Source organism: Flavobacterium sp. J27, assembly GCF_004303025.1.
Taxonomy (GTDB): Bacteria; Bacteroidota; Bacteroidia; order Flavobacteriales; family Flavobacteriaceae; genus Flavobacterium.
Genome location: NZ_PJQW01000014.1, coordinates 10,889 through 34,467 on the forward strand (window position 1 = coordinate 10,889; position 23,579 = coordinate 34,467).

12 protein-coding genes are annotated in these 23,579 nt (G+C 34.7%); 1 reads left to right on the forward strand and 11 read right to left on the reverse strand.

The genetic code is table 11. From position 1 onward, the window contains the following. Positions 1–6: 6 nt before the first annotated feature. The 8 genes from ilvC to CX675_RS19895 form a co-directional block, all read right to left on the reverse strand. Entirely contained in the window at positions 7–1,485 is a 1,479-nt protein-coding gene (gene ilvC / locus CX675_RS16680) for a ketol-acid reductoisomerase (protein WP_130736389.1), read from the reverse strand. Between the two features lie 182 nt (positions 1,486–1,667). Continuing rightward, positions 1,668–2,255, reverse strand: coding sequence for an acetolactate synthase small subunit (gene ilvN / locus CX675_RS16685; RefSeq protein WP_205728647.1), 588 nt, complete (start codon positions 2,253–2,255; stop codon positions 1,668–1,670). A gap of 2 nt (positions 2,256–2,257) precedes the next feature. Further along, positions 2,258–4,006 carry a biosynthetic-type acetolactate synthase large subunit gene (ilvB, locus tag CX675_RS16690; protein WP_240723674.1) on the reverse strand — a complete coding sequence of 583 codons (1,749 nt, stop codon included), beginning with the start codon at positions 4,004–4,006 and terminating at the stop codon, positions 2,258–2,260. An 11-nt stretch (positions 4,007–4,017) separates the two neighbouring features. Continuing rightward, positions 4,018–5,697 carry a dihydroxy-acid dehydratase gene (gene ilvD, locus CX675_RS16695; protein ID WP_130736392.1) on the reverse strand — a complete coding sequence of 560 codons (1,680 nt, stop codon included), beginning with the start codon at positions 5,695–5,697 and terminating at the stop codon, positions 4,018–4,020. A 4-nt stretch (positions 5,698–5,701) separates the two neighbouring features. Beyond that, on the reverse strand, positions 5,702–6,604 hold the full coding sequence (locus CX675_RS16700) for a branched-chain amino acid transaminase (protein WP_130736393.1): 903 nt from the start codon (positions 6,602–6,604) through the stop codon (positions 5,702–5,704). A 587-nt stretch (positions 6,605–7,191) separates the two neighbouring features. Beyond that, positions 7,192–7,713 (reverse strand): DUF4136 domain-containing protein, encoded by a 522-nt coding sequence (locus CX675_RS16705; RefSeq protein ID WP_130736394.1) that lies wholly within the window; start codon positions 7,711–7,713, stop codon positions 7,192–7,194. Positions 7,714–7,801: 88 nt separating this feature from the next. After that, positions 7,802–9,787 (reverse strand): urocanate hydratase, encoded by a 1,986-nt coding sequence (locus CX675_RS16710; protein WP_130736395.1) that lies wholly within the window; start codon positions 9,785–9,787, stop codon positions 7,802–7,804. A gap of 187 nt (positions 9,788–9,974) precedes the next feature. Continuing rightward, positions 9,975–10,151 (reverse strand): DUF5522 domain-containing protein, encoded by a 177-nt coding sequence (locus CX675_RS19895; RefSeq protein WP_165396071.1) that lies wholly within the window; start codon positions 10,149–10,151, stop codon positions 9,975–9,977. Between the two features lie 116 nt (positions 10,152–10,267). Between CX675_RS19895 and CX675_RS16715 the strand changes: the two genes are divergently transcribed. Further along, on the forward strand, positions 10,268–10,594 hold the full coding sequence (locus CX675_RS16715; RefSeq protein ID WP_130736396.1) for a hypothetical protein: 327 nt from the start codon (positions 10,268–10,270) through the stop codon (positions 10,592–10,594). Here the strand turns inward: CX675_RS16715 and CX675_RS16720 are convergent. The 3 genes from CX675_RS16720 to CX675_RS16730 all read right to left on the reverse strand — a co-directional run bounded on the left by CX675_RS16720 (position 10,591) and on the right by CX675_RS16730 (position 23,254). Continuing rightward, positions 10,591–12,000 carry a hypothetical protein gene (locus CX675_RS16720; protein WP_130736397.1) on the reverse strand — a complete coding sequence of 470 codons (1,410 nt, stop codon included), beginning with the start codon at positions 11,998–12,000 and terminating at the stop codon, positions 10,591–10,593. The genes CX675_RS16715 and CX675_RS16720 overlap by 4 nt on opposite strands. A gap of 175 nt (positions 12,001–12,175) precedes the next feature. Beyond that, positions 12,176–17,137, reverse strand: coding sequence for a GEVED domain-containing protein (locus CX675_RS16725; protein ID WP_130736398.1), 4,962 nt, complete (start codon positions 17,135–17,137; stop codon positions 12,176–12,178). 168 nt (positions 17,138–17,305) lie between these two features. Next, positions 17,306–23,254, reverse strand: coding sequence for a GEVED domain-containing protein (locus tag CX675_RS16730; RefSeq protein WP_130736399.1), 5,949 nt, complete (start codon positions 23,252–23,254; stop codon positions 17,306–17,308). Between the last annotated feature and the right edge of the window lie 325 nt (positions 23,255–23,579).

A 23,579-nucleotide genomic window follows, 5' to 3' on the forward strand; every position in this document is an offset into this window, starting at 1 on the left:
GCTCTTTTATGCTACAATTTTTTTCATGGCAGTCATAGCCGCTCTTAACTGCGCCCCACAAATTTCAATAGAATGATTACGAATGCTAGCATTTACTTTTACCAATTCGAAATTATCCACCTGATTCGAAGCGGTATCATTATAGTTTTTACCAATAAGATTCGTATCTATTTTTTGCATAAAATCAGCTAACAAAGGTTTGCACGCATGATCAAACAAATAGCAACCGTATTCTGCAGTATCCGAAATAACACGGTTCATTTCAAATAATTTTTTACGAGCAATAGTATTCGCAATTAAAGGCGCTTCGTGTAGCGATTCATAATAAGCTGATTCTTCTTTAATTCCAGAAAGCGTCATGGTTTCATAAGCCAATTCTACACCTGCTTTTACAAAAGCCACCATTAAAAGGGCGTTATCAAAATACTCTTGTTCATTAATTTTCACCTCAGAAGCTGGAGTTTTTTCAAAATCAGTTTCACCTGTTTCAGCTCTCCATTGTAATAAATTTTTATCACCATTCGCCCAATCTTCCATCATCGTTTTTGAAAAATGTCCGGATAAAATATCATCCATATGTTTTTCAAATAAAGGCGTCATAATCGTTTTTAATTCTTCAGCCAGTTTAAACGCTTCAATTTTTGCAGGATTAGACAAGCGATCCATCATATTGGTAATACCACCAATTTTTAATGCTTCGGTAATCACTTCCCAACCATATTGCACTAATTTAGAAGCATAACCTGCATCAATTCCTTTTTCCACCATTTTGTTGAACGATAGAATCGAACCCGTTTGTAATAAACCACAAAGAATGGTTTGTTCCCCCATTAAATCCGATTTTACTTCCGCCACAAAAGAAGAAAGTAGTACACCTGCTTTATGTCCACCTGTACCTACACAATAGGCTTTCGCAATTTCTAAACCATCACCATTTGGGTCGTTATCGTTGTGAACCGCAATTAATGTTGGAACACCAAAACCTCTTAAATATTCAGCTCTTACTTCAGATGCAGGCGATTTTGGAGCTATCATTACAACAGTGATATCTTCTCTTATTTTTGTGCCTTCTTCTACTATATTGAATCCATGAGAGTAAGACAAACAAGCTCCTTTTTTCATCAAAGGCACTACTTTATTAACTACATCCGTATGTTGTTTATCGGGTGCTAAGTTCGAAACTAAATCCGCTTTTGGAATCATTTCTTCGAATGTTCCCACTTCAAAGCCATTTTCGGTAGCGTTCACAAACGAGGCTCTTTTGCCTTCAATAGCTTCTTTTCGTAAGGCATATGCAACATCCAAGCCGCTATCTCTCATATTTTGGCCTTGAGCCAAACCTTGGGCACCACAACCAATAATCACAATTTTTTTACCTTTTAATTGGGTTACACCTTCAGAAAATTCGGTGTTATTCATGAAATCGCACTTTCCTAATTCTTGAACTTTTAAGCGATGAGGCAATGCGTTGAAATAATTTGACATGATTCTTTCTTTTAATTTAGTTTGTATTTTTTAGTTTATATGTTATTTCGAGTGCGAAACGTATCGAGCCGTTTTTTAGTTGTTCTCGATACATTTTAGTTGCGTTTCTCTTCACAAAAACACTCGAACTGACGCATCTTTAAAAAAAATATTAATTATATATTTAGATTTTCTTCTATCTACTACATTTGAAAAATCTTACTTTTATGATTTAAGTATTCATTGTTAATTGGTGATTTTCGAGGATCGTTTTTTTGCATATCCAGCACTTTTTTATGTACCCCTTCACTCGATTTAATGATTGCTATACGAGAACTTCTGACAAATTCGATAAGACCATATTTATCCAATTCTTTTAATAAATTATTAATTTCATCATCTTGTCCTGTGGCTTCAAAAACCGTATAATCGTTTCGAATAACCACTGCATTTGCACCAAATTCTCGTAGCAGACGTTCTACTTTTACATCTTTCATAATCACACTAGTAGGTACTTTGTACAAAGCAATTTGTTGCCAAATAATTTCATCATTTGTGTTATTAAATACCTTAAAAACATCTACAATTTTTTCAATTTGTCTCACGAGATTGCGAACTACTTCTTCAGTTTCGATAACGACAATAGTAAAGCGATAGATTTTTTCAATCTCGCTAGGAGAAGAATTAAAACTTTCCAAATTGATTTTTCTTCTCGAAAAAATAATTGCTATTTTATTCAGAAGTCCTACCTGATTTTCGGTATAAACGGTTAATGTATGCTCTTTCTTCATAATTATATTTCTTCTTTGCTTAAAACAATTTCTGCAACTCCTTTTCCTTGTGGTACCATTGGAAATACATTGTCTTCATGTAAAACAGCAACTTCTAATAAAAACGATGCTGGATGGTCTAACATTTCTTTTAGGCTACTTTTTAGTTCGTCTCTTTTAGAAATTTGTTTTCCAGCAATATTGTAAGCACTTGCAAGTGTTACAAAATTCGGACTTTGGATATCGGTAAAAGAATATCTTTTTTCATGAAATAACTCTTGCCATTGTCTTACCATTCCTAAAAAACTATTGTTTAAGATGAGTATTTTTACATTAGGTTGGTACTGCATGATGGTTCCTAATTCTTGTATGTTCATTTGAGCACCACCATCACCCATAATGGCTACAATTTGTCTTTCTGGAGCACCAAATTTGGCACCGATGGCAGCAGGTATAGCAAATCCCATGGTACCTAAGCCACCACTAGTAATATTACTTCTTGAAAAATTTTGTTTGGTGTATCTACACGCCACCATTTGATGTTGGCCAACATCGGTCACAATAACAGCATCTCCATTCGTTAATTCGTTTAGTACTTTCATAACCTCACCCATGGTTAATTGCTCTGAAGTAGGATTCAATTCTTTATCGATTAATAAAGTAGTTTCTCTTTCTTTCTTTGCTTCAAATTCAGCAAACCATTCTGGATAGTTTTTTTTATCAATTAATTCGGTTAAAAGAGGCAAGGTTTCTTTACAATTTCCCCAAACAGGAACCGTAGTTTGTACGTTTTTATCAATTTCAGCAGGATCAATATCCAAGTGAATCACTTGTGCTTGTTTTGCATACTTATCGAGTCGACCCGTTACACGATCGTCAAAACGCATTCCAATGGCAATTAAGACGTCACATTCATTCGTAAGATAATTTGGGCCATAATTGCCATGCATGCCGAGCATACCTACAGCTAAAGGATGATCTGTAGGAATAGCACTCATTCCCATAATCGTCCATGCAGTTGGAATACCTGCTTTTTCAATAAAACTTAAAAATTCTTTTTCAGCATTTCCTAGAATAACACCTTGGCCAAAAATCACAAAAGGTTTTTTAGCCTGATTGATAAGTTGGGCTGCTTGCTCTATGTATTCTTTACGAACAATAGGTTCCGGACGATAGCTTCTTACATGAACACATTGTCTGTAACCTTTGTATTCAAAAAGTTGCAATTGTGCATTTTTGGTAATATCAATTAAAACAGGTCCCGGTCTTCCAGAACTTGCGATATAAAAAGCTTTTGCTAAAACTTCAGGAATTTCATTTGCATCCGTTACTTGATAGTTCCATTTTGTAATTGGCGTGGTTATGTTAATTACATCGGTTTCCTGAAAGGCATCTGTACCTAATAAATGGGCAAAAACCTGACCCGTTATACAAACAATAGGAGTTGAGTCGATTTGTGCATCAGCTAAACCTGTAACTAAGTTTGTGGCTCCAGGACCACTAGTTGCAAAAACAACACCTGTTTTACCACTGGCTCTAGCATAACCTTGAGCTGCATGAATAGCACCTTGTTCATGACGAACTAAAATATGCTGCAAGCTATCTCCAAAATCATATAAAGCATCATAAATAGGCATAATGGCTCCGCCAGGATATCCAAAAACAGTGGTGACCTCTTCCGATAGTAGAGCATCGATAACGGCTAAGCTCCCTGATACATTATGGGTTTTTCCAATGTTGTTTTCCAATGTTGTTTGCGCTACTGTTTCCATAGTATTCATAATTATAGTTCGTCTGTAACACAGCCTTCTGAAGCATCTGTTACTAATTGTAAATATTTGTATAAAACTCCTTTTTTAACTTTAGGTTGGGGTTTGACAAAAGTTTTTCTTCTGTTTTCCAACTCCGTTTCTGAAATAGCTAAATGAATAGAATTGTTTGCAGCATCTAATTCAATGCGATCACCATCTTTTACCAATGCAATGGTACCACCATCATACGCTTCTGGAGCAATATGTCCTACGACAAAGCCATGCGTTCCACCACTAAATCTTCCATCTGTAATTAAAGCGACACTCTTGCCTAAACCAGCTCCAATAATGGCAGAAGTGGGTTTCAACATTTCAGGCATTCCGGGACCACCTTTTGGTCCTACATAACGAATAACTACCACATCACCAGGTTTTATTTTTTTATCTTCAATCCCTTTTATGAGTTCTTTTTCACCATCAAAAACTTTGGCAGGACCAGAAAATTTTTCGCCTTCTTTACCTGTAATTTTAGCTACCGATCCTTTTTCTGCTAAATTGCCATATAGAATTTGTAAATGGCCTGTAGTTTTAATAGGATTTTCTATGGGTTTGATGATGTTTTGATTTTCAAAATCAATATCAACTATATTTTTTAAGTTCTCAGCAAGAGTTTGTCCTGTTACGGTTAAGCAATCACCATGCAGCATTCCTTTTGATAGTAAGTATTTTAATACCATAGGTACACCTCCTTTTTCATGAAGATTTTGCATTAAATAATTGCCTCCAGGTTTAAAATCTGCGATAAGTGGTGTTTTATTGCTTATTCTTTGAAAATCATCTTGTGTGATTTTTACGCCCACACTTTTTGCCATAGCAATAATATGCAAGACAGCATTAGTACTTCCGCCCAATGCAATTAAAGTGGTGATAGCATTTTCAAAAGCCTTGAAGGTCATGATGTCTTTCGGACAAATATTTTTCTCTAAAAGTAATTTGATATAATACGCCACTTTTTCACATTCTTCTATTTTTTCATGGGATACAGCTGGATTTGAACTAGAATAGGGTAAGCTCATACCTAAAGCTTCGATTGCAATTGCCATGGTGTTTGCCGTATACATACCACCACAAGCTCCCGCACCTGGGCAAGAATTTTTGATAATACCTTTAAACTCTTCTTCTGAAATTTTTCCTGCGATTTTTTCTCCCAAAGCTTCAAAAGCAGAAACTATATTTAAATCTTTACCCTGATATTTTCCTGGAGCAATAGTACCTCCATAAACCATGATGGAAGGTCTGTTTAATCTTCCCATAGCCATGATGGAGCCAGGCATGTTTTTATCACAACCAGGAATGGCTACTACAGCATCATAATAATGACCATCTACCACACTTTCTATACTGTCTGCAATAACTTCTCTACTTACTAAAGAATAACGCATACCATCGGTTCCATTTGTAATACCATCACTGATACCAATAGTATTAAAAATTAAACCTACCATATCGGTATCGTTAATTTCTTTTTTAATTAAAGTGGCCAAATGATTCAGATGCATGTTACAGGTGTTGCCATCGTATCCCATAGAAGCAATACCTACAAAAGGTTGTGCTAATTGTGTGTCGGTTAGTCCAATGCCATAAAGCATGGCTTGAGCGGCTGGTTGTGTTGGATCTTGTGTAACGGTTTTACTATGTTTGTTTAAAGACATGATTTTAATTTTGTAATGAAAATTGGTTTTCTTTTACTAAGTTTTTATAAGCAATTTGTAATCTTTTACCAAGGCTTTTTTCCCAGTTTAAAGAGAACTCCTTTTTATCAATAGATTTAATACCAATTACTTCTGCTGCCGTTCCACAATAAAAAGCAGCATCAGCTTGTAATAATTGGTCTAGCGTAAATTTGCCTTCTTGAATTTTGATGTCTAGATTGTTACAGAGTTCAATTATAGTAGCGCGAGTAATTCCAGGTAAGATGTTTCCTAGTTGTGGTGTGAAAAGAGTTCCGTTTTTTTCGAAGAAAAGATTTGCTCCTGGACCTTCAGCCACATAACCTTCACAATCAAGGAGTAAAGCTTCATCAAAGCCTTTGTTTTTAGCTTCATTGGTAGCTAAAATAGAATTGATATAGTGCCCGCAAATTTTAGCCTCTATTTTGATGGATTTTGGATGAGGTCTGCAAAAAGAAGAAACAGAAAGATGTAATAAATTATCACCTAAATAGGTTCCCCATTTCCAGGCACAAATCATCAAGTTTACACCTGTAGGTTTGGTTAGGCTCATATTTGGATCGCAAAAAACGATAGGTCTAAGATAAGCATCATCGAGATTATTCATTTCAAGTAATTGATAGGATTTTTCAATTAACTCATCTATTGAATAAGAAAAAGGAATGTTAATCAATTCACATGATTTTTTTAATCTTTCATAATGCTCAACAGCTTTGAAAATTTTTGTTCCTTCATCTGTTTTATAAGATCTAATTCCTTCGAAGGCTCCATAGCCATAATGCAAGGTTTGCCCAAAAAGATCAGCTGTTGTTTCAGAAGCTTTTTTAAATTCGCCATTATAGAAAAGAAATGTTTCTGAAGAATAATATGGATTGTTTTTTGTATTCATTTTATTGTTGTTAATGTAAATGTACTAGGATGTGTTTTTTATTATTTTTAGATTTTTAATCTTATACAATATTTAAAAGGTTTGTTTTTTTTATAAGTATCTGTTTTTCAATTGTTTTTGTTTTTGTTTTTTATGATGTTTGATTGCTGTTTTTTAGATTTTACTTTTTAACTAAAAGCGTAAATAAAAAAGCCTTTCTGTTTTGAGAAAGGCTTTTTATTTATTTTATAGACAATAATTACCTGACTCGTTGTGGTAGACGAATGATAATAATGACGATAATTACTGTGTTACAATTCATTTTAGATTTTTAAATAAAAAAGCCTCCTAAAAAGGAGGCTTTTAAAATATGTTATATATGTATAAAGTCTCCTATCCCAGAATTGGAATAATAATAAAGACAATAATGATAACTGTTTTTTGCATTTGTTGTTTTTGACTATTACAAAAATATAAAATTATCCTATATGAAATAGGTATTAGGGAAAAAATAAAGAATTTTTGTTAAAATCATATTTTTTTATTTGAGTAATCAAATTTATTTTTGGTTATTTTTGAAAAAACGTGCCTTTTTTAAAAAAATGTAATTATTTTTTACTTCCAGGAGGGTATTGATCTAATATTTTTGAAACAAACTCCATGATTCTTTCCTCTTTTTTGTTTGTATCTTTCGTTAGTGTACCACTTCCTTCTCCTTGCCAAACGAGCTCTTTAGATTTTGAATCAATAATATCTATAAATAGAGTGCCTTCTGGAGTGGTATATACTCTGTTGTAATTCATGCCCCAATAAGGATTCCATCCCCATCCAAATCCACCAGTATTATAGACATTTACACGTTCTCGTTCCTGAGTAAAAATGCCAATTAACATATCTGGATTTTCACTTTTACTAAACCCTTTGCTACTCATTACTTCATCTATAGAACGAAGAATTCTTTTTTTGTCGAGGTCAGAAATTTCTGCTTTATCAATACTACTTTTTAAAAAAGCATATGTTTTATAATTTGTAAAAGTAGCATTTTTGTCGTAATCCGCATTTACTCTAACAGAGCTACAAGACGCTAAAACAAATAGCATGAACAGTGGAATTAATTTTAATGTTTTCATAATTTTATGTATTGTCAAATGGTTCAATATTACTTACAACAGTTTAAAAAATGTTCAAATAAAAAGAAACTAAGAAACAAATTTAAACTTATAATAAATTGTCAGCTACTATATTAGGGATGGTAACTTTTAATAAAGGTTGCGTCTCCATAGCTCTTTTTATTGCAAAAATAGCCCCTTCGTTACGTGCCCAACTTCTTCTTGAGATACCATTATTAACATCCCAAAAAAGCATGGATTCCAAACGCTTAGATGCTTCATTAGTACCATCAAGAACCATGCCGAAACCTCCATTGATTACTTCTCCCCATCCAACGCCACCGCCATTATGAATAGAAACCCAAGTTGCTCCTCTAAAACTATCTCCAATTACATTGTGGATCGCCATATCTGATGTAAATCGAGAACCATCATAAATGTTAGAGGTTTCTCTGTAAGGTGAATCTGTACCTGATACATCATGATGATCTCTTCCTAAAACAACATAACCAATTTCCCCTTGAGCAATAGCTTTGTTGAAAGCAGTTGCTATTTTTATACGACCTTCTGCATCTGCATATAAAATTCTAGCTTGAGAACCCACTACTAGTTTGTTTTCTTGAGCGCCTTTGATCCATTGAATGTTATCTGCCATTTGTTGCTGTATTTCTGTAGGAGCAGTTTGCATCATTTCTTCTAATACAGAACAAGCTATAGCATCGGTTTTAGCTAAATCTTCTGGTTTTCCTGAAGTGCAAACCCATCTAAAAGGACCGAATCCATAATCGAAACACATTGGACCCATAATATCTTGAACATAACTTGGATATTTAAATTCTCTGCCTAATGTAGGGTTTTCGTTCATTACAGCAGCTCCAGCTCTGGATGCTTCTAATAAGAAAGCATTTCCATAATCAAAGAAATAGGTTCCTTTTGCAGTATGTTTATTGATAGCATCTGCATGACGGCGTAATGTTTTTTGAATTTCTTCTTTAAATTGTTCTGGGTTATTTGCCATCATTTCATTAGATTCTTCAAAAGTAAAACCAATAGGATAGTAACCACCAGCCCAAGGATTATGCAAAGAAGTTTGATCGGAACCTAAGTCGATATGTAGATTTTCAGTATCAAAGCGTTCCCAAACATCTACTACATTTCCTAAATAAGCAATTGAAATTACTTCTTGATTTTCTAATGCTTTTTTAACTCTAGGAACTAGTTCGTCTAGGTTTTCTATAATTTCATTAATCCAACCTTGCGAATGACGAATATGTGTTATTTTAGGGTTAACTTCTGCGCAAACTGTGACACAACCAGCGATATTACCTGCTTTAGGTTGTGCGCCACTCATACCACCTAAACCAGAAGTTACAAACAAGCTACCTTTAGGTGTTTTTTTTATTTTTCTGAAGCCGTTTAAAACCGTAATTGTAGTTCCATGAACAATACCTTGTGGACCAATGTACATATAACTTCCAGCTGTCATTTGTCCGTATTGAGAGACCCCTAAAGCATTCATTTTTTCCCAATCATCGGGTTTAGAATAATTAGGAATTACCATTCCATTAGTTACAACTACTCTTGGTGCTTCTTTATGACTTGGAAATAAACCCATAGGATGACCTGAATACATCACTAAAGTTTGCTCGTCTGTCATTTCAGACAAGTATTGCATTGTTAATAAATACTGTGCCCAATTTTGAAAAACGGCTCCATTGCCACCATACGTTATTAATTCGTGAGGATGTTGTGCTACAGCATAATCTAAATTATTTTGAATCATTAGCATGATGGCTTTAGCCTGACTACTTTTTCCAGGGTAATCCTCTAGTGGACGAGCTTTCATTTCGTAATCTGGGCGAAAGCGATACATATAAATACGACCATATGTGTCTAATTCTGCTTTAAATTCAGGTAATAGGGTGGCATGATGTTTGGGTTCGAAATAGCGTAAGGCGTTTTGTAGCGCTAATTTTTTTTCTTCATCTGAAAGAATTTCTTTTCTTTTAGGTGCGTGATTAATATGTGTTTCGTATGGTTTTATTGTAGGTAATTCATTTGGGATTCCTTGTTGTATTTGTTCTTTAAAAGTCATTGTATGCTATTTTTGTTTTGTCTAGTTTTTGCGTGAGGGATGGTAGTAAACTACCTTGTAGTGCGAACAGCCCGACCGAAATGTAATGAAGGGCACGCCCTAAATAATAACTAGGGATAGCGAATATCTGACCTGTGATAGGTTTTGTAAATTTTAATTTTATATTGTAATAAAACAATGTCCATTTTTATTTTTTTATTGTTCCCGTTTTTTTATCAAAACCATACGGGCAGTGACGACAACCACTTTTACAACAATAGCCTCTTTTAAGATGGTATTTTTCGGTAAAACATTTATAACCTTCTGGAGTAAAATAAAAATCTTCTCCTTCAACAAGGGTATTTGGGTCTATTTTATTGTTCATAGTAGCAATCTTTATCCAAAAATACTTTTTAGATTCCCCAAAAATAAATATTTTTATCCAAGATTGATTATACTTATTCTTAAATATGAGTAGGTTTTTGAAATAATTGCAGCGAGATGATACTTTTAATAGTTCGATTTTTTACAAATAAACGTTATAGAGGCATTACGATTTATCCTTTTGTGATTTTAACTCAGAAAGAGGACGGTCGAAATCTAGTGTTGTTAAACCATGAAAGAATACATATAAAGCAACAGCTAGAATTGTTAATTATCCCTTTTTTTATATGGTATGGTGTTGAGTTTTTAATTCGATTTTTGATGTATCGAAGTTGGAGTAAGGCGTATCGAAATATTTCCTTTGAAAAAGAATCCTATGCTAATGAAGAAGACCTCGACTATTTAAAGAGGAGGTCTTTTTGGAATTGGATAAAATATCTTTAGTTTTTAGCTACTTTTTTTGAAGCTAATTTAGGTTCACTCAGTGGTTTTGGTCCATATGGAAGACGTAAATCTTGGTGGTAAGAAGTAACATTTCCTGAAGCGTCAACAGCATCGGCACGATTGCCAATAATATGCCATGAGAAACTTACATTACTAGTTCCGTTACTTAATTCTTTTACTTTAAACCCTCTTTGAGATTTTTCAGTTACAAAAACACCGTTACATTCTCCTTCTAATTGAATGAATACTTTTAGTGGATGCTTATCATCTATTTTAAGTGATTTAGCTACTATTTTATCTAGCTCAATATAAGCAGTTCCATTTGTTAATTGACCAACGCCATAATCTTCAAATAGGACTTCTGGAGCTTCTGGACAAAACATAATTCGTGGTTCGTTATTTTCGTCTGGTATTAAGGTAGAAACGAGTCCGTTACCTACAATTTTATAATTGGTTCCACCTGTAGCGGTTGCGTCGTTATTGTGATTGTATTTTAAACCTACGTAACTATAGGATTGACCTCCAGTTGAAGTACCGCCTACAAAGTAACCTCCATATAATATTCTTCTTACAGTAGCACTTAATACACCTACGGCTTGTTCATCTTTTCCTGCGATATTTGCAAATGCACTAGCGTTATTTGTTGAAACGTTATTGTCGGTATCTAATGTAAATCCTCCAGCATAATTTCCGTTATGAGTAGCGTCATTAGGAAGACCATTACCTGTACTACCATAAACTGCAACACCATTTGTAGATGAACCTGCCACTCCTGCACCTTTGGTAGGATAAACGCCTCCTAATCCATTTGTAGCGCCAATTACTGCAGTTCCTGTGGCATGAGCATTTCTACCCCAAAAGCCGTTTGCAACATTGTTGTTAGCAGAACCAGCTACAGCATCATTGGTACTTGCGCCCACAACGGTTAGTTGGCTAGAGGTGGTTCCAACGGAATTTATACCCATTGTACCGCCACTTAAAATGCGCATTCTTTCTAAATTATTAGTATGAAATTGAATATTTTGAGTGTCTGTTGTTCCAAGAAAATGAGTTCCTGGTGTTGTTCCACTATTTCCTTGTAATGACCAGTCAAGACCACCAGAAGCTCCTGCGAAAGCAACCCATTTTGTACCATCCCAATAATATAAACCAGGCGACACATTATTTGGAGATGTTCCTGCTGTTGCAGTATTCCAAACAAAGGTACCAGACAATAAAGCGCCACCTTGTGGATTTACTACTGGTGCTGACACATTGGATGCGGTTAGTGCTACCCTAGGAGGAACGATACCTTGTGTAGTGGAGGTAATTTCTAGGGCGCCATTTGGTGTGGTTGTGCCAATTCCTACTTGAGAAAACATGAATTGGACAGATAAAAAGAAACAAAGAAATAACAGCTTTTTCATACTCTTAGATTTTTATTATTTACGACATATTGTAAAATTATCGCTTACAAATCTTAAAATTTTACAATAAATCTGCCTTTTTTGTTAATAATATATTTTTTTTGTACTATTTGTATGAATAAAAAAATCCTCTTACTGTAAAAGAAGAGGATTTTTAATCTTAAAAGTGAATTTGTTAGTGTATTGCTTTTTTAGTAATTAAACTTCCATTATTAAGTTTAATTTTGATAAAGATAGGTGCTTTGTTTTTTTGCAGATTGAAAATGGTTTTTTCGGTTGCATTTATATTTTCAAAGATACCTAAATTTCTTCCTAAAACATCATAAATTGTTATGGAATCTATTGTAGACTTAAGTGATTTAATATTTAAATTTTCATTAGATGTAACAATTATATCATCATTAGTTGATGCTAAATTTGTTTCGTTAAGGGTATTGTTGTTAAACCTTAATACAAAGCGATTATCTATAGCACCTATAGTACTAGTAAAACTATATGGAGCAACACGTAAGTCATGTATAATACCATTTTCTAAGTCTTCTAAATAAATGGCTTGATTTGTTTCATTAAATAGACCGTCTAATGCTCCAATTCCTATACTGTGATTTCCATTTTGTAGAATATTTATTCCAATTGGAATTCGATCCGAGTCATCAAAAGGCAATTCTCGTCCTTGGATATTAAATTTTTGATTACTATTTATAGAATAGATATCAAAATTGTTTTTGTCCGGAGCTTTGGCGTCATAAAGGCGATCTATAGCATTTGTTGCATTGCTAAAATAACCAATTAATGTTCTTGAAACCGTTCCATTTTCAGAGGCTAAATCTAGCCAAATTCTATTTTTCTCTTCATTTGTATTTGTTCTGAAGAATTGAGAATTATCGTATGTGCTACTTCTCATTGTGTTATTAAAAGTGACAGTTTCATTGGAGGTAGTACCTGCATGATTCATTAAAACAAAAAAGCCTTGAGCTGCCCCAATATAACCTCCAAAAACGCCAGGTCCAGAAGAACTACCAGATGCATTATAAGTAATATAGTCACTCAATGAGTAATTATAAGTATATGTATCATAAAATGGATCAGCTACCGCAGAACTTGGTAAATTGCCATGCGTCCAAACTTTTATAAAGCCATCTATATTTGTATTAAGCGTTAAAAAATCGATAGCATTTATAGCTGAAGGATATGGGTTTCCTAATAAGTTCCAATTGTCATCATCTTTTGTAATAGGTGTTGTGGTTGGTCCGGTGTAGTTTGGACCATCATAGGTGCTTCTACTAATAGGAATTGTAATGTCTCCATTGTTAGGAGTCCCTGTAAATGTTGTTGAGAATGCTTGTAAAGAAGTGTTAAAAGTATTTGGTGTTCTTACTATATATCCTTTTCCTGCAACCATGTTTTCATTGGCACCCACCCAATTACCAAAGTCGCTTGTGTAGGTGCTAGGTATTGTTGGTTCCCATTTAAATCGATAGCTTCCATTAATGTTGTTTACTGCATAATCTGCCACTGGTGATGACCAGTAAACATAATCATATAGTTTAACATCTACTTCTCGTGTCATATCCATAGACCCAATGTTAGTATTGTTATTTATCTGAATTAAACTAGCACTGTTTTCTAAAATAAGATTTCCAGTTGTGTTGTTATTTATCCAATTTGTAATGGTTAAGTTGTTTGTAGGATTTAGTGTTAAATCTGCACCGTTTTGAATGGTTAAATTTAGACCTACTGCATCATAACTGGTTCCAGAAATGATTGGATTATTTGCAGTAACAGGTATAATAACACAATCTGAGGCAGTAGGAATGCCTGTTGGAGACCAGTTATTATTATCATTCCAATTAGAATCAATTGCACCTGTCCAAATTTTGCCTCCGTTAATTGTAACTGTTGTTTCGTCTAATTCTTTTAATGTAGCTCCTCCACAAAGCGTGTATGTTACTTCTGCGGTATATACTGTTGTTGCTGTTGGACAAACACTTATTTGATCGGTTGTTCCTACTACTGGACCTGTGTTTCCTGAACCTTCATACCATTTAATTGAAGTAATAGAAGATCCGCTTGGAATAAAACGCCAAGCTTCATTAGTAACAGCCCAGTTGGCGTCTAATCCATTTCTGTTAGGTGCCACGGTTGCGATTGTTCCATCTGCATTTTGGATACCAACTACAGCATTTCCGTCATTCCATGTTCCAGCACCAAAATTATCAATGTTCTTTTCTTGTATGTATACTTCAATTACATTGGTGTTTTCGTAAAGAACCATCATTCCAGTATATAAAATTGAATTTTCATCATACATTGGAACATCACTCCATGAAGCTACAAGTGCTCTACATCCGGTATCTAATGTTATTAATTCCCATCCGACTTCACCACCTACAGAAGGATCAATATCATGGAATACTCCAAAAATTGAATTTTCTACAAGCGATGCATCAGAACTTACAGGTAAATTGGCAGAAAAACTCCAGTCGCAATAATCCCCAGGAAGATTATTTGTAATGTCAAAGGTAATTACACCGTTAGAGCCAATTAAACATTGATTATATGTATTGCCGTAAAAGCAGAAATCAAAGGGTAAGTTAATAACTGGTGACCAAATATCATCTACATTTACACTCACTGGGTTTTTTAAACAAGTAAATTGATATGGTGGATTATATGGAATTGATTCTACAGTATATGTAGAAGTGTCTCCTAGATTTAGATAGGTTGCTTCTAGGTCTACACAAGTTGAAGCTGCGGAACAACTTACAGGTGAAGGATCTGCACCATTTAAGCTTAAACCACCAGAAATTACAGAAGGACAACCTAGGGTAGTAGTTCCTTGACTGTTACCTACACTGCATGTAGGCATAATAAATTGTACATAAGTTCCCCATACGCCTTGACCTAAACCTCCACCACAATTTGATCTTATCCAGATATAGTAAGTGTTTCCGGGTGTTAATCCATTTATTGTAGTTGTGGTTATTCCAGCGCCGACAGATCCAGTAGGAGTCGTTCCGGAATTTGGTGTTGGTGTAGCTGAGGAAGATATATAATATTGATATCCATTAGTAGGATCAGGTGAGGCTGCGGTCCAAGAAATGTCTACATCGGTTTGAGAAGTTACATTAGCGATAATACTTGTTGGGTTTCCTGAACATGGTAATGGACCTAAGCAATTGATAGTGTAGTCTTCTGCTTCCCCATATTGAAAGTCTCCACATGATGGAGCAGGGTTGCTTAAATAGGCATTTCTAATTCTCATTCTATAATTTCCTGCTGGTGTAGAAGCTGGTATGGTAACTGTTCCTAATGAAGCTGGACTTGATAAATATCCTGTGTTAATAACATTTTCTCCAGGGTCATCAAAGTCTAAATCATTGTTCCAATCTACCCATACAGAATAGCCATAAGTGCTAGATGGATGAGTCGCGGTTATACTGAAACCTGTTCCAGAATTTTGAGATACAGAATAAGAGGCCGTATAATCTGCGTAGCCTCCTGCTGTAAATCCGGTAGGGGTATTTGAAAAATTGGAGACACCACCAGAAGTACTAACACCACTGATATAGTATGATGTGTTAGTTGTGTTTTGAGCTAAACAATACCCAGTAACAGCAGTACCAGATTTATAACTACTATAACAACCATTATTAGCTCTTAATCGGTAATAGAAGCTTGTGTTTGATGCTAATCCTGTTACGCTTTTGGATGTAGTAGGGTCGTTTATTGTAAAAGGTGATCCAGGAACATTAATTGTATAACCCGAATCATAAGTAACTTGTAATTCATAACTAACAGCATTTGCTCCACCACCTATACTAGACGACCATGAAAAATCAATACTAGAAACTGTTGATGAGGTTGATACAGTTGCTGGAGGTATTGGGCAAGTTGTACCATTACCTGTTAATGGTCCTAAATTGTTGTATATTGGTCCTCCGGAACAACCAGAGTTGTTATATGAGTAAATGAAATAATAATATTGTGTATTTCCATTTAATCCTGTGCCTGCGATTGATGTAGATGTATTGCTTTGAACAAAAGTTAATCCTGTACCAAGAGTATTGATGTTTCCTGAATTGTATATTGTGCCATTTGTAGGTTGTGTTGGTGGGGTTGATGTAAGTGAACGTATTACCAAATAGCCATCAGCAGATCCGTTAAAAGAGGCAGGAAATGATGAAGATGTTATTGCTCCAGTAGTAAAATTATTTGCTTGTGTTAATGGACTTGTACATGGTAATGGAGAAGTAGCACAAATGCCAAATGTACCTTGGTTATCATTGCCATATTCCCAAAAACGTACATATATTGTTGAACCTGGCGTTAATCCTGATCTTGTAATTGACGACATGTAGCCATTTGCACTGTCATCGTCATCACATTCTATTAATGTTAAGCTACCACATGAACCAGAATACCATGCCATACCAGAATCGGTTATTCCTCCTGTTTGTGTGTCTACAGTAACTGTTCCATTAGCAGGGACAATAAATGAAAACCAAACATCGCCTCCTGAATAGTTACCGCATCCTGGAGCAGGAGGTGTTGAAGGGGATGTTGAAGCTGTTGCGCCAACATTTGTATAGGTTGTATAGCTACAGCTACTTGTAATTGTCAAAGGGGTTGCGTTATTACAATTGTCATTAGTAGGTGCGCTCACCGCTGTTAAGCAAATACTGTTTAAAGTCATGTCGCCATTATTTCCTTCGTTAACTACTTTAATGTAATATATTCCATTACTTAAATTAGTTGAAATGGTTTCCGTTTGTGCGGAGTTATTTGCACCATCTGCATTCTGGCAAGTAACTTCAGATAAGCCTGTACAAGAAGCTGTAGAAGAAATTAATTGTAGATATAATCCTTTATCAGCAGCCGAAGCAGTGATGGTTACATTTAAAGGTCCGCCAGAAACTGTAAATGTATACCAACCTTCTCTTCTGAAATTGCTCGGTGAGCATCCTGAAATTGCAGGATTGTTTTGAGTGCCATCAGTAATTAATCCACTACCACATGCTCCGTTTATTGTAAGTGGAGTTGCGGTTGCGCAAGTAGCGCCTTGAGAAAAAGATAAGTTAATGCATAAAATAGTTAAAATCAACCAAAATGATTGAATAAAGTAGTGTTTCTTCATGTTGTTATCGGTTAAAAACAATAATTATCGACTAAAATAGATAATATTGTTAAAATATACAAAATAATTTAACAATATTATTGAATTTGTGATATTTTATTTAATAAAAAGACATAAAAAAACCAGTCGTAGACTGGTTTTTTTGACTATGAAGAAATTTTTATTTTTTTAAAATATAATCTTTTTATTTACAGTAACCCCATTAGTTAATTTTATTTTAATTATATATGGGCTACTATTTTTTAATAAATTATTAATTTGTTGTTCAAATGAATTTACTTTTTCAATATTTCTAATTCTTTTTCCTAAAATGTCATATAACTCAATACTCTCAATTTCATTTGTTACTGATTTTATGGTAAGAATATCATCATTAAGAATTAATACATCATTTTCATTGGAATCAAAATTTGGATTATCCAAAGTATTTGAAGGTGTAAATCTTAAGATAAATCGATTGTCTATATTACCAGCATTAGAAGTAAAACTGTATGGTGTTAATCTTAAGTCGTGAATAATTCCATCATTTAAATCTTCTAAATAGATCCCTTGATTGGTGTCTGTAAATAAACCATCAACTGCGCCTATGCCAATAGTATAATTACCATCTTGAGTAATATACATTCCCAAAGGAACAAGATCAGTAGTATTAAATGGTACGGCTTTACCTTGGATATTTAATTTTTGATTTGTGTTTGCAAAAGAATAAATATCAAAATAGTTTTTATCAACTGCTGGAGCATCATATAGTCTATCTACATCATTGGTGGCATTGGAAATGTAACCAACTAACGTTCTTACAGATGGTCCATTTTCTTTAGTTAAGTCTAGCCAAATTCTATTGGCTTCATTACTGTTTGTATTGGTATTTCTATAAAACTGACTGTTGCTGTAAGTTGCATTTCTCATGCTATTGTTGAAAGTTACAGCTTCTGTAGTTGCTACACTAGTGTGTTTCATTTGTACAAAAAATCCTTGACCAGACGCTATTAAACCGCCAAATACTCCAGGTCCTGATGAAGAACCACTCGCATTATAAGTAATGTAGTCATTTATAGAATAATTGCTTTGGAAGTTTTGATAAAACGGATTTGTTGTAGAGCTACTTACTGCAGTTCCATGCGTCCATATTTTAACAAAACCTTCAAGGTTTGTATTAGTGTTTAAGAAATCTATAGCGTTGATGGCTGAAGGGTATGGATTACCAATTAAGTTTAAATTATCATCATCTTTTGTTACTGGTGTGGTTGTAGGTCCAGTGTAATTAGCTCCGTCATAAGTTCCTCTTGAAACTGGAATTGAGATGTTTCCATTGTTAAATGTGCCAGTGAAGTTTGCTGATACAAGACCCGCGGCTCCTTGTCTAATAATATATCCTTTACCTATTGTCATATTTCCAGTTGCACCAGTCCAACTTCCAAAGTTACTTGGATAAGTAGGAGCTCTGTTAACTGTAGGTAACCAAATGTATCTAGGAGTTCCTGGAATACTATTTACAGGGAAATTACTTACTGGAGAAGAATAATAAATATAATCAAAAGTATTTGCCGTTGTAGTTTGTCTGTTCATGGTTGAAGTGCCTGATCCAGAATTTGCTACATTGTCTATTTGAATTAAACTAGTGTTGTTGTCTAAATTGAAATTGCCATTATTTACAACAAACTCTTTAATTGTTAACGATTGGTTGTTTTGAATATTTAAAGTGCTTCCAGATTTGATAGTTAAATTTTTACCATTTCCATTAGCTCCTGTATTTAATAAAGAGTTTACTCCTGTGTTAGAAATAATAACACAAGTATTTATATCTGGAACACCTACAGGTGACCAGTTATTTGCATCGTTCCAATCTGTAGAAGTGCCACCTTTCCAAATTTTAGTTTTATTGGTAACATTTATTGTTGAACTAGTGGTACATCCATTCGTTAAATTAGCATTAGCTGTAAAAGAATATGATGGTGTTTCTAATTGCGTTACAGTTGGTTTAATGTATACTGTTGAAATTGGTGTTCCAGAAGTATATGGAATGGTACAAGCAGCATCAATATAAGCATCAACAGGTAAAGCACTTGTCCATGTAAAGGCAGGTGTTAATGGCCTGTCTCCATATAATTGAACATCATCAATAGCTACTCCATCACACCATCCTGCTTTATATCTAAACCTTAATTGGAATGATGATATATTAACATAAGAAGTTAAGTCGAAAGTTTGTGTTGCAAATTGAGTTCCAATTCCCACATCTGATACATATATCCCAGAAGGTACTGCTGTCCAAGCACCTGAACCATTTCTATATTCAACAGTTACAAATTCTACTGTTGAACTATTAGCGTCATAGTAGCTTGAAAAATACATTCTGAAAGATAATGTTAAGTTTAAGAATCCTGTTGTGTTTACTGTTGTAGATTCTAAAGCTGTTTCTACTTTGCCAAAGGAAGAACCTCCTGTTGATAAATCTGAGGTAGACATTACAAAATTATTTGGGCTAAATCCTGAAGAAATTGCAGGATACCAAACAGGGTATGTAGGGTATGGTGGAACATAAGTACTGCTTCTTGATTGCCAATTCGTTATTGAAGTATTTGGTGAAGCAATGCTGTTGTTTGAAAATACACCAAGGCCACTTTCAAAATTCTCATTAATTAAATAAACTTGCTCAGTTGTTGTGTTTGCTGATAATGCAATGATACTATCTTCTCCACAAACTTCAGGATTTGAAGTTGTAAAGGTAATATCAGAAACTGGCTTAACATAGGCTATAACTTGAGTTCTAAAAAGAGATTCGCAAGTTCCATTAAAAGCAGTTACAAAATAAGGCGTGTTGGTTGAAATTGATGGTGTTGTCCAAGTAGTTGTGTTTGAAGTTCCTACTAATACACCGCCAGTTTTAGCAGAATACCATCTATATTGTACTGTTCCTGCTGTTCCTGTAGCACCTAATGTTACTGTTCCTGTACCACATCTAGTTGCTGATGATATGGTTTGAATTTTAGCAGCACAATTTGCGATTACTGTGAAAGTATAATCTTCAGTTTCACCTCCACTGTTTAGATTGCCACAAGAGTTAAAACTATTACTTCCGGTGTTGATTCTAATTCTAATTCGATAATCTCCTGGAGTTGCAGTTGTTGGAACAACAAATCCAAAAGTTGTATTTAAGAAACCACTAGTCGATTGGTAAACTATTTCTGTTGTATTGTCAAAAGTATTGTCTTTATTCCAATCTACCCATGCCTTCATGTATACAGCAGAGTTTCTGTTAGTGTCTACAAAAATATTTACACCTTCACCTTGTGCTTGAGTAGCTTTAGGGGTTAAAGATGAGAAATCTTGAAAGCCAGATGGGTTTGTTGAAAAAGTAGAGGTGTTGCTTGAGTTAACAATGTTTCCTAAGAAATCTACTTGAGTGATATAATTTGACGATTGTAATCCAGGAGTAACAGAAGGAGTACAGTAATTTTGCGTATTGGTACTCGTAAATCCTGTTAGAGGGCTTGTTGTGTTGTATCGAGGGCCTCCTGTACAAAATGAATTATATGAAAAAACGAATACATAATAAGTGGTTGAATTGGTTAACCCAGATATAGTAAAACTGGTACTGCTGTCATTTGAAACCACAATATTTCCAGCGCCTACTGTTCCTCCTACAGAATAAGTAGTACCGTTTGCAGGAGATGGAGTAACACCTGTTGTGTTGTAAATAACTAAATAATTATTTGGAGCAGGTGAGGCTGGTGTGAATGAACCTGATATAAAAGTACCTGTTGGGCTCAACGATAAAGCAGTAGGTTGTGCTGTTGGTGTTGAACATGGTGAAGCTGGAATAATATTTAAAGTATAATCTTCAACCTCGCCACTAAAACCTGTAGCACAAGGATCACCTGTAACAGAATTGTATTTGCATTGAATTCTCATCCTAGTTTGACCTGTTATGGCTCCTGCTGGAACAGTTATAGAGAAAGGACAAGCAGAACTTAAACCATTGGTTACATTAGTTGCAGTACCTAAATTATAAGATTCACCAGCATCTGTAAATAAGCCATTACCGTTCCAGTCAATCCATACGGTTTGGTAATGTGTGTTGTTTCCGGCTGTATTTACTGATACATTTAGATTGTATGCAATTCCTTTTAATACAGTAGTTGATATTGCTGTGAAGTTTGAATAGCTAATGTTAGTAGCTGTTCCTGTATTGTTTATAGTGTTAAATTGAACACCTGTAATTCCGTTAGAACTTCCTCCTCCTGAAGAAGTACAATAACATGGTTTATCAGTAGTTGTAAAATTCCATACTGTAGGAGTTCCTGTACTTGCTCCACAAAGATTTCGAGGTACAACTTTCCAATAATATGTAGTAGATGCTGTTAATGCACCAGTGTTATAGCTGTTTGTTGCTACGTTAGCGGTTACAACAGCTGGTAAACTTCCAGCGCTAAAGTAAACATCATATGAAGTAGCTCCAGCTACCGCTGCCCAACTTATAGAAGAAACAGTTCCTGAGCCAGCATAGCATATTCCTGAGGTAGCATTACCAGGGCTAGGTGTGGTTGCAATTGTAGATAAAGTGTTGCTTACCACTACAGCTAAACTTCCTTCTCCAGTGCTCCAACAGCCAGTAGTGTTGTTTCTTGATCGAATGTAATATGTTCCAGAGGTATTAACTGTAAGTGTTGAGTTGCTATTTGTTGTGGTTGTTCCTCCCGGCGTTGTTTGCCAATACCAAGTCTCTCCAGCAGGTGGCGTTCCAGTTCTTGTTAAAGTGACTCCAGTAGGATTACATTGTGGAGAATTACTTGTTGGGTTTCCTGGATTAGTAGGAACTGCTGTAACTGTTAATGCTGCTGTGTTTGATATAGTTGTACATCCAGAAGTTGAGGTAACAATCACATCAAAATTTCCTGCGGCTCCAACAGGTGGATTTGTTATATTTAAAGTCGAACTAGTTACATTGCTGTAAGGAGCAGTATTGGTTAAGTTTACTCCGTTTCTTCTCCATTGATATGTAGCGCCTCCCGTTGCAGTAACAGTAAATGAACCACTTCCAGATTCACAAATAGCAATAGCGCTAGGTTGTGTGTTGATTACTGGTGTGTTATCTATTGTTAAAGTAGCTGAATTAGATGTAGTAGAACAAAATCCATTTCCAACCACAACATCAAATGTTCCCGCTATAGCTAAAGCCGGGTCAGTTAAGGTTAGGGTGTTTGTTGTAACACCACTATATGGCGCTGTATTGGTTAAATTTATCCCATTTCTACGCCATTGATAGGTAGTTGCACCACTAGCGGTTACACTAAAGGAACCATTACCAGGTTTGCAAATTAGTGTTGAAACTGGTTGTGAAGTAATAGTTGGTGTAGCAACTACAGTAAAAAAACCTAATGATGTAGCGGTGCCAGTAGGGTTAGTAACTCTGACGAAACCTGTAGTTCCTGTACCTACTGTAGCTGTTATTGAAGTGTCTGAATTAATGGTAAATGAGGTTACATTTGTCCCGCCTATACTAACAGCGGTTGCGCTAGAAAAACTAGTTCCAGTAATTGTAAATGTAGAGCCAACACATCCACTTGTAGGTGAAAAACTCGTGATAGTTGGAGCTGGAATATTTGAATAAACACAAATAGTACCAGTCATGTTGTTGTTTGAGTTGTATCTTTGAATTCTTATCCTATATCGAACGCCAGGTGTAGTGGCATAAGTTATTGTTTCGTCTCCAAACCATGTATTATCTGAACAGGCAATTTCTGTCATTCCAGTAGAACATGATCCGGTAAATAGATGAAGAATAGCATCTTGATTACTGTTGTAAGTTATCGTTGTTGAGTTGGTGGTGGCATCAAACCATCCCCAAGCATCATCTCTATCTTCTGCATTACAGCCAGAAGCACCATTCCAATAATCAGTATTGTTGTCTGAATCAAAAGAGACAGGGGAGCAAGTAGTTCCTACAATAATTTCTCCCGATGCTCCATCTCCACAATTGTTAAGTTGTCCAAAAGTAACGGTTGAAAATAAAAGAACACACAAAACAATAAAAAAATTGTTTTTTCTTAAGTTATGATTATTTTTGGACACAAAAATAGAGCATAACTCATTTAATGAGTAAAGTATCTTCATAGACGATTTGGTTAAATTAGTAATTTTTTCTACTGGTTTTTAGCATTTTTTTAACCTAAAACTGGTACAAAATTAATTCTTTTTTTTAACATAACCAATAGATAATCTGTATTTTATGTTAAATTAAGTTTGTTTTAGCTTTTTTAATTACCGTTTGTCGATTTTTTTTTGTTTTGTAGGTATTTTTTTTATGTACTTATGATTGTTTTCTAATTAGATTGTTTATCTTTAAAGTGTAATTTGAAGATAATTTTTGCATTTAAACTATTAAGTATCAATGCTTGTTTTTTTTTAATTACTTTTGCACGATGTAATAACAAAATTT